The sequence below is a fragment of the Sphingomonas flavida genome (assembly GCF_036663655.1).
GTDB lineage: Bacteria > Pseudomonadota > Alphaproteobacteria > Sphingomonadales > Sphingomonadaceae > Sphingomonas.
On the sequence record NZ_JAXOJH010000056.1, the window covers coordinates 1 to 1139 of the forward strand.

At 69.4% G+C, this 1139-nt stretch carries 1 protein-coding gene and 1 pseudogene; both read right to left on the bottom strand.

Features of this window, described 5'->3' with window-relative positions; translation table 11 throughout:
• Positions 1 to 298: pseudogene (locus U1703_RS19080) on the bottom strand (cell division protein FtsZ); the annotation flags it as partial.
• 248 nt (positions 299 to 546) lie between these two features.
• The coding region (locus U1703_RS19085) for a cell division protein FtsQ/DivIB (protein ID WP_332786977.1) at positions 547 to 1139 on the bottom strand (593 nt) is incomplete at its 5' end.

A 1139-nucleotide genomic window follows, 5' to 3' on the forward strand; every position in this document is an offset into this window, starting at 1 on the left:
CGGTCACGAAGACCATGTCGGCGCCCTTCATGACCTCTTCGATCTCGTCGGCGTGGTCCTCGGCGGCGCGCGCCCCCACGTCGGGGTTGGCGCCGGCACCGAGACCGCGAGTGAGCTCGCGGCCGATGTCGAGCTTGACGTCGGCATCGCTCATCAGCAGCGCCTGGGCGTCGGTGTTGATCGCGATGAACTCGACGCCCTTCAGGCCGACCTCGATCATCCGGTTGACGGCGTTGACACCGCCCCCACCGATGCCCACGACCTTGATGATGGCCAGGTAGTTCTGTGCAGCTGCCACGGCGGCTTCACCTCTCGGAAGTACGTGCTCTTGACGGTGCTCTTGGGTTGGGACGGGTCCGGCTTGGGGAAGTCGGCGGATCGAAAACCCTGACCCTCAGGCTGAGGGTTATAGTTATGTCAACCTCGTCGTGGTGATGACAGTAGGCACGGCGATCGGCCTCCGGTCGGCGACACGCCGCACCCGGGTCCTACTTGCTCGGCACCTGCTCGGCCACTCACTCCACGGGGGTGCCGCGACTGGTGCCCTCAGGGCGTCGTCGTCGGGTTGCCCGGCACGCTGACGTCGTAGATCCGGGCCTTCTGCAGCAGCAGGGCCTCGAGCACCACGGCCTTCTCCTCGGACTGGGTCGAGCTCCCCCACCGGACCACGCGACCGTCCTTGAGCTCCAGCGAGATCTGGTCGACGGTCTCCACCGCGATGTGGTCGACCCTGGAGGCGAGATCGCCGGGCAGCGCGGCGACGACCAGGGCCGCCTCACGCAGCGCGTCACCGCTCGTCGTGGCCTTCGTGCGCACCCGCGGCAGCCCCTCGGGGGCCTCGCGGTAGGTCCCGAACACGATCCCCTCGGCGTCGAGGCCACGCAGGGAGCCGGCGATCTCCACCACGGCCACGGCGGTGCGCTCCTCGACCTCGATCAGCACGTCGTGCGGCCACTGCCGCGACACCTCCGCCGACTTCACGACCGGAAGCGACTCGACGCGCCGGCGGACCGCCTCGAGGTCGACCCGGGCCAGCGGGTCGCCGAGGTCGACCCGCGCGACCTCCCGGACCTGGTCGTCGGTGAGGGTGCGCTCGCCGGTGACCTCGTAGACGGCATCTTCAAGCGCCTGCTGCACGC